Here is an 8,124-nt window from a genome sequence, read left to right as displayed (position 1 = left end):
CGTCAAGACCACGGTCTATGCAACGGCTATCACACCGGCGGATATGGCCGGCTTGCCGGCGGCCGCCAGCGTGGCGCAAATCCAGGCCAGGGTGCTTGCCGCCGCGGGCTCGGACCTGGTGGAGAACCGCGTCTACGACAGGGACGGCCGGCTCACGGCCACGGTCAACGCCCTGGGCGAGGTGGTCAAGTACGTGTATGACGCGGCCGGCAACGTCATTGAGCGCGTGGCCTATGCAAACCGTGTCGCGATGTCCGGTGGCAGCGCCTGGGTGGCTGGCACGACTCCCGCACCGGCCGCCGATGCCGCACACGATCAGCGCCTGCGCACCGTGTACGACCAGCTTGGCCGCGCCGTGCTCTCCGTCGACGGAACCGGCGCCGTCGTCAAGCAGGTCTACGACTCCAACGGCAATGTGCTGGAGCGGCTGGCTTACGCCAGGCCGATAGCGCCGGCAACCACTGCCACCGCTGCGGCCATCACGGCCGCAGTCGTGGCTTCCGGCAGCGATGTGCGCGTGCGCAATGTGTACGACCAGGCCAACCGGCTGGTGTACCGTGCCGACGGCGTCGGCGCCGTCACGCGTTTCGTCTACGACAGCAACGGCAACACCGTCAAGACCGTCCAGTACGCCACGGCCATCGCCGGCTCGGCCGCGCCGGCCAGCGTCACGGCCAGCGCCGCCGACCGCATCACCGTGTTCGCCTATGACAAGGCCAACCGCCAGACCTTCAGCGTCGACGCCCTGGGCGGCATCACACAATTGGTTTACGACAGGAATGGCAATGTGGCGCAACGCCTGAGCTACGCTGCGGCCATGACGGCGCCCACGGCAGCCGGCACGCCCAGCGCCCAGGCGATCCAGTCCGCGGTGGTCCCCGATGCCGCCAACGACCGCATCGAGCGCTTTGCCTACGACCTGGCCAACCGAAAAGTCTTTGACATTGATGCCAACGGCGCGGCCACCGAAACAACATTCGACGCTGCCGGCAACGCCGTGCAGCTCAAGCGCTATGCCGCGCTCGTCAATGTGTCGACCCTTGGCGCCACGGCCTCTGAAGCGGCGGTTCGCGCCTTGCTCGTGGCTGACGCGGCGAACGATCGCGTGGAAAAGCGCGTGTTCGACGCCAGCAACCGCCAGGTCTACGGTGTTGATGCCCTGGGCTATGTCCGCAAGACGGTGTACGACGGCACCGGCGCCATCAAGGGCGTGACTGAATACGCCCTGGCCATACCGGCGGCCACGGCCGGCACGGCCACCGCGATCGCAGGCGCCGTCGTTGCTTCGGCCGCGAATGACCGCAGCAGCAGCTTTGTCTATGACGCCGCGGGCCGCCTGACGGGCAGCACCGATGCGTTGGGTTTCACTGAATCCAATACCTACAACGGACTGGGTGAAAAGCTCAGCTTCACGAACAAGAAATCTGCGACCTGGACCTACGACTACGACGCGGGCGGTCGCCTCATCCAGGAAACCTCACCTCAGGTTTCCTTGACATCCGTGGTGGTGAATGCGGGCGGCAATCTCGAGGTCAATGAGACCGCCTCCGGCGCGGCAGGTGTTGTCACGCGCCTGGCATACGACGCGCTCGGCAACCTCGTTTCCCGCACTGAAGCTTTCGGGCGTGCGGAGCAGCGGCTAACCAGCTATGAATACGACGCCCTCGGCCGGCAGGTCAAGACGACCTACCCCGCGGTGGGCGTGTACAACGCCGCCACCGACAATCTCACGACCAACGGCGCGACAGGCTTGGCCACGCGTACTGAAACGCAGCAGACGCTGTTCAGCCAGGTCAGCTACGACATGCTGGGAAACGCCATCGCCAACCGCGACGTCGCCGGCAACTTCAGCTACAAGGCCTATGACAAGCTTGGCAATGTCAGCTATGAGGTCGACAGCCTGGGCTTTGTGACCGGCTACACACGCAATGTCATGGGCGAGGTCACCCGTCTGGTGCGCTTTGGATCGGCGACGACTTTGCCGAACGGCAACCCTGCAAGCCTGTCGGTGGCTCAGGTCGATGCCGCGGTCAACGGGGCAGGCGTCAACCACGGCATGGACCGCAACCTCCTGACCCAGTATGACCGTGTGGGGCGCGCTGTCCGGATCACCGAGCCGCAGACCTATGTCTACGACCCGGACGCCGCCAACGGCAGCCAGTATTTCATTGCGGGAAAAACCACCCGCAATACCTTTGACGCATTCGGCAACCTGATCCGCGTCGCCTTGCTGAAAAACCCGGCGACCGATACCTGGACATCCACCACCAACTATTTCGACAAGCGTGGCCAGCAAACCGCCAGCGTGGACGCCTTGGGCTACCTGACCACCCAGGCTTTCGACGCCGCTGGAAACCTCAGCGCGCACACCGAATTCGCCACGGCGATCGCGGGCTGGAACAGCGCATCTCCCGCCGCTGCCTCGCCGGCCGCCACTGGCAGCGCCGACGACCGGACCACGCTATACATCTTTGACCGGGGCAACCGCAAGACCTCGGAAGTCAGGGTGAACGTCGAGTACAGCGACAACAGCAATGCGACCAGCGTACGCGGCAACCTGAGTACGACCTACGGCTACGACAGCGTCGGCAACCTGACCCGCACGACTGACGCCGCCGGTGCCTCCACCTACAGCTACTATGACGCCATGGGCCGCGTCACGGCGATTGCGGCCCCTGCACGGGCAAGCACGGCCGACGGCAGCGTGTTGACCCCGTTGACGGTGTTTCGCCGCGATGCCTACGGCAACGTGGTCGTCAAGACCGACTTTGCCAAGGGTGCCAGCGCTGCCAGCGAGAGCGCTTACACCGCGGCAACGGCCGACGCAGCGGATCGCCAGACCATGGCATATTTCGACCGCTCGGGCCATGTGACCCAGCTCGCGGACGCACAAGGCTACAACCACTACAGCTCCTACGATGCGCATGGCAGCATCGCCAAGGAATGGCAAGCCGTCACGGGCAATGACGGTGTCACCAGAACACTGTTTCGGGCTTATCAATACGACAAGCTGGGCCGCCAGACCCACGTCATTGACCCGGCTTCCACCACCGTGCTGCAGGGTGGCCTCAATACGGTGCAGGTCGGCTCGGCCACCACGGTAGCGAATGAGGCGGGATCGCTGACGCTGGCGGGCAGCAACAGTGTTTCCCTGACGTGGTCCAGCTTGGTCAATGCTGCGGGCGGCTTGGTGCGCGTCCAGGTCGACTACCAGACGCTGTCGACCTACAGCCCGGTCGGCTCCAACGAGTCCGGCATTATCTATGGCGGCACGCCCAGCCACGCGGCGAGCCAGGTACAGGATTTCGGCGCCGCTGCCGCGAGTGGCGGCGTTACGTTAGGCTGGGGAAATGCCAGCGCAACAGACGGCGGCATTTCACAGCTCAGCTACATACGTATCTGGCAGCAGGATGCTGGTGGCAACTGGATCGCCAAATGGGAAGGCAGCGCCGCGCAGGCGACCGGCTCCGGCATCACCACCGTCAGCCAGGCGCAAGCCGGCGTGGTGGACACCGCGGTCGAGTACAACGCCTTCGGCGAGATGACGCGCAAGGGCGTCAATGGCGGGCGGCAGGAGTATTTCGACTATGACAACGCCGGCCACATCTGGCGGACTAACGGCGGCGATGGCGTCGACAAGGTCGCGCTCTACGATCTGCAGGGACACCAGACGGCGGACATCCGCAGCGCCGGCTCAGGCCGGGCCAATACCAACCTGCTGGCTTTCACCAGCGCAGACCAGGTTGCTGCGCTGACCGACGTGCGCCGCACCGACATGCGCTACGACGCGATCGGCCATCTGACACAGCAGCTGCAGCCCGAGCGCCTGCAGACGCAAGGCGGAGTGCTGGTGCGCCAGAACGCCACCCACGCTTATGTTTCCTCGTCTTCAAGCATCATCGGGCGCGACGAATCCGGCAACATCCTGGGCTGGACCGGCACCAATAGCGTGTCCTTGAGCTGGACCAGCCTCGCAAGCCTGGGCAGCGGCGACGTCAAGGTGGTCATGGACTACGTGACGCCGATCTATACCAATTTTGTGGGTGCCACCATCATTGGCACCGACGAAGCCGGCCAGCCGATCTATGCCAGGGACGAAGCCGGAAACATCATCGGAACGGTTGTGCAAGCCGGCGGCGCCGCGGGTAGCCGCAGCCAGATACTGACCGCCGAGCAAGGCGCCAGCGGCGTCACCATGAGTTGGCAAGATCCTGCCGGCACCATTAACGGCGGCCTTGGCAGCGTAACGCGCCTGCGTCTCTATAAGAAAGACCTGCAGGGCAACTGGCAGCAAATCAGCGACCAGACCAGCTTGGGCTATAGCGGCAACACCATTGAAGTGGCCGTGCCCACCGACCCCGGGACCGACATCCAGCTGCAGCTGCGCCCTGCGGGCACCGCCGGAAGCGGCGGCTGGAGCAACGTAGCCCTGACCAATTTCGGCGACGCGTTGCGCTTTGACGCGTCCGCACTCGGTATAGGCAACTATGAATACCGGGTGCTGACCACGCCGCCCGGTGCCGCGACGCGGACCACGGCGACCGGCAACCTGTCGATGGCGATGCCGGCCCTGTCAACCATCAGCGCGCCGCTGGGCTTTGTCCAGACCGGCGTTTACGGCTGGGCAAGCCCGGGCGCAGGCGTCGAACAGGTCTTGCGCGTCAGGCCGGCCGGCAGCACTGGTGCCTGGCAGGTCCGTACGGTGGCTCCGCGCGGCGGTGGCTACGATGGCGCCGACGTGAGCAACCTGGGCGCGGGCACCTACGAGTACGAACTGCTCTGGATACACGCCGGGGAGGGAGCTCCCTACGCGCACGCCACCGGCCAGATCGCGGTCGTCGCGCCCTACGTCCAGACCCAGTGGATCACCCCGGCCAATCCGGCCAACTACATCACCGGGTACACGAACGCCCAGTACAGCGCGCCGGTCATGGTGCAAACGGTCACCTACAACGAATCCGGCCAACCCGTCTACACCACGGTGCTGGGTGCCAATTACCAGTGGAGCGGTAATGTCGTTGTCGGCGTTCCTTACCCCGTGTGGACGCTGACCAGCTACACCACGGCGTACTACACCGTGCAGGTGCCGACGCAAGGGCCACCCATCATCATCGGGTACGACGAAAGCATGCAGCCGATTTATGCGCGCGATGAATCCGGCAACATCATCTACCAGACGATTTACGTTCCCACGACTTACAGCTACCAGGCGCCGGTGTATTCGAACGTGTGGTATTTGCCGCCGGACCCGGCTCAGTACATGACGGTCCCGAGCAAGCCTATTTACGGCCCGCCCATCGCGTACCAGGTCGTTGTCGGATACGACGAAAGCACCGGTTACATCTACGGCACGCAACTGGCCGAGCATTACCAGTGGAGCGGCAATGTGGTGGTCGCCGTACCGTATTCGGTCTCTACCTATATCCCGACGCAGTATTACGCCAGCAATACGACGGCAGCGGGCAGCAGCTCGGTCAGCCAGAGTGCTGGTGCCCAGCTGGGGCAAACCGCCGTCCAGAACGGAGACAGCCAGTGGGTTCGCCCGGTCATCAACCAGAAGACCGACCGCTGGGGCAACGTGCTGGAGATCAACGACCCGCGCTCCGCGAACTGGAAAACCAGCTATCGCTACAACGCCAGCAATGAGCTGATCCAGCAGATCCAGCCCGACAGCGGCGGCAACCAGGGCGCAGGCAGCCCGGTGACCAATATCTACTACGACCGCATGGGCCGCCAGGTTGCCCTGAAAGATGCGAACGGCAACGTCAACGGCCAGGTATTTGATGCCGCCGGCAATCTGGTGCAAGACATCCACGCGGACGCCGCCGTATCCAGTTACCGCTACGACGCCTTCGGCAACCGCGTCAAGGCCACCGACGCGCGCGGTTTTGTCACCACCTTTAACTACGACAAACTCAACCGCCTGCTCAGCACCGTGCGCCCGGCTGTGGGCATCTACAGTGTCAACAGCGCTAATTCCGCTTACTACATCGGCACCGGCGCCATTGTGGAGTCCAGCACTTGGGACCAGGCCGGCAACAAGCTGACCGACACCAACGGCAACGGCGAGACCCTGAGCTACACCTACGACCTGCGCGGCAACGTGGTGGCCACCCGCCAGCCGCTGGGCCAGACGGTGCGCGCTACCTTCGACCTGCAGGGACGCAAATCCGGCGAGGTCGACGCCAACGGCTACACCAGCACCTGGAGCTACGATTACTTCGGCCGGCTGTACAGCCACACCGACCTGGGCGGCGCGAAATACAGCTACAGCTACGACAACGCGCGCCAGCTGACTTCGCAGACCAATACCCGTGGCCAGAGCCTGGGCTACATCTACGACGCCGCCGGACAGCTCACCCGCATCACCGACTACGCGCTCGGCAAGGTCACCAGCTACGCCTGGGACCTGGCCGGCCATCAGTTGCGCGAGCAGATGTCGCAGAACGGCACCGTCTACCAGGACAACCACATGGYGTACGACGCCCTGGGCCGCCTGCGCTGGGTGAATGACACCCATGCCTACATCAACATCGACTACGACAAGATGGGCAACCGCACGCACATCCAGACGCACGTCATCAACGGTGACACGGCCAACGACAGCAGCCGCTACTTCCAGTACGACGCGATGAACCGCCAGACCGTGGTGGACGCGGTGGACGCCGCGGGCAATCTCGGCGCCCAGGGCCACCGTATCACCTATGACGGCAGCGGCAACCGCACCAGCGACACCTATTACGGAAACCGGGTCAATGCCGTGCAGGTGGTCGACCACTACAACAGCGTCAGCACCGGCATTCCGGTCTGGGTCCTCAATGAATCCGGCCAGCCGGCCCTGGACGAGTCGGGCAACCCCATCCCCGCACGGGACGAATCTGGAAACATCATCTACCAGACCCAGCAGGTCCCCGTATACCGCACAGACTACGCCGCGGGCCAGGGCCAGACGACGGAGGCCTATGCCTACGACGGGCTGAACCGCCTGACCGGCGTCGTGCGCGACGGCGTGCAGCTGGACTACCGCTTCTATGACGGCGCCAACCGCAGTGTGCAGACCGGCCCGGCGGGCCACCTGCCGGTCGGTTACATCAACGCGCTCAACGGCGGCGCGTCCGGCGCCAGCGGCACCGAAACGCGCATCAACCGTTTCGACGCCAATGGCCGCCTGGTGCATCAGCGCGTGTTCAAGAGCGACGACAGCGCCAAGTACGAGATCGACTACAGCAGCTACGACGCGGCCGGCAACCTGCAAAGCTACACGCTGCAAAACTACGATGGCACGGCCTACACCAACTACTACAGCTACAGCCAGGCGCGTTACGAGGGCTACAAGGAAGCCAGCGTCTACGGCAGCAGCAGCTACTTCCAGCCGGGTACTACCACCAGCTACTACGATGTCAACGGCAACCTGTCCGCCATCACAGACAGCACCAACGGCGCCGCCAACCGCAGCTTCATCAACGACGCAGCCGGCAAGGCCCTGTACACCAACCAGAACGGCCAGGTCCAGCGCCAGCTGATCGTTGGCGGTGAAGTGCTGGGCCGCTACGGCAACGCCGCCGGCGGCGTTAACGTGGCTGACTTCAACTTCGGGTACCAGCCCATCAACGGAAACTACCCGTCGGCCAGCCCGGGCATCTACATCGTGGCACCGGGCGACACGCTGCAAAGCATCGCCAAGGGGGCCTTCGGCGACAGCGCCCTGTGGTACCGCATCGCAGAGGCCAACGGCTTGTCGGGCGACAACGACCTCAAGGTCGGCCAGACCCTGACCATCCCCAACCGCGTGGGGACGCTGAGCAACAACTTCAATACCTTCAAGCCCTACGACCCGAGCGCGATCGTGGGTGACACCACGCCCAACCTGCCCACGCCACCGCCGCCTGCGCAGGATGATGGTGGCTGTGGTGGACTTGGTGCCATTATTGTGGTGATTGTGGTCATCGTGGTAGCGGCAGTGACGCAACAGTACTACCTCATGAACTATGCCGTTCCCGAGGGTGTTGCTTACAGCGCTGCCGCCATAGAAGGAGGCACTGTTACCTTGTCATCTGCTGCCACATATGGGGCGGCAGATATGGCAATCGCCGGCGCTATCGGGGGTGCTGCGGGATCCATAGC

General features: G+C 64.2%; 1 protein-coding gene. It reads left to right on the top strand.

Going from position 1 to position 8,124, the window contains the following annotated elements; translation table 11 throughout:
- Positions 1-8,124, top strand: an 8,124-nt coding sequence (locus tag AC1D1X_RS10160) for a LysM peptidoglycan-binding domain-containing protein (RefSeq protein WP_477698227.1), incomplete at both ends; no start/stop codon positions are given.

Source organism: Polaromonas sp. P1_G4 (assembly GCF_056405475.1).
The sequence above is the reverse complement of the archived record's forward strand: the minus strand, read 5'-3'. Positions and strand labels throughout refer to the sequence as shown.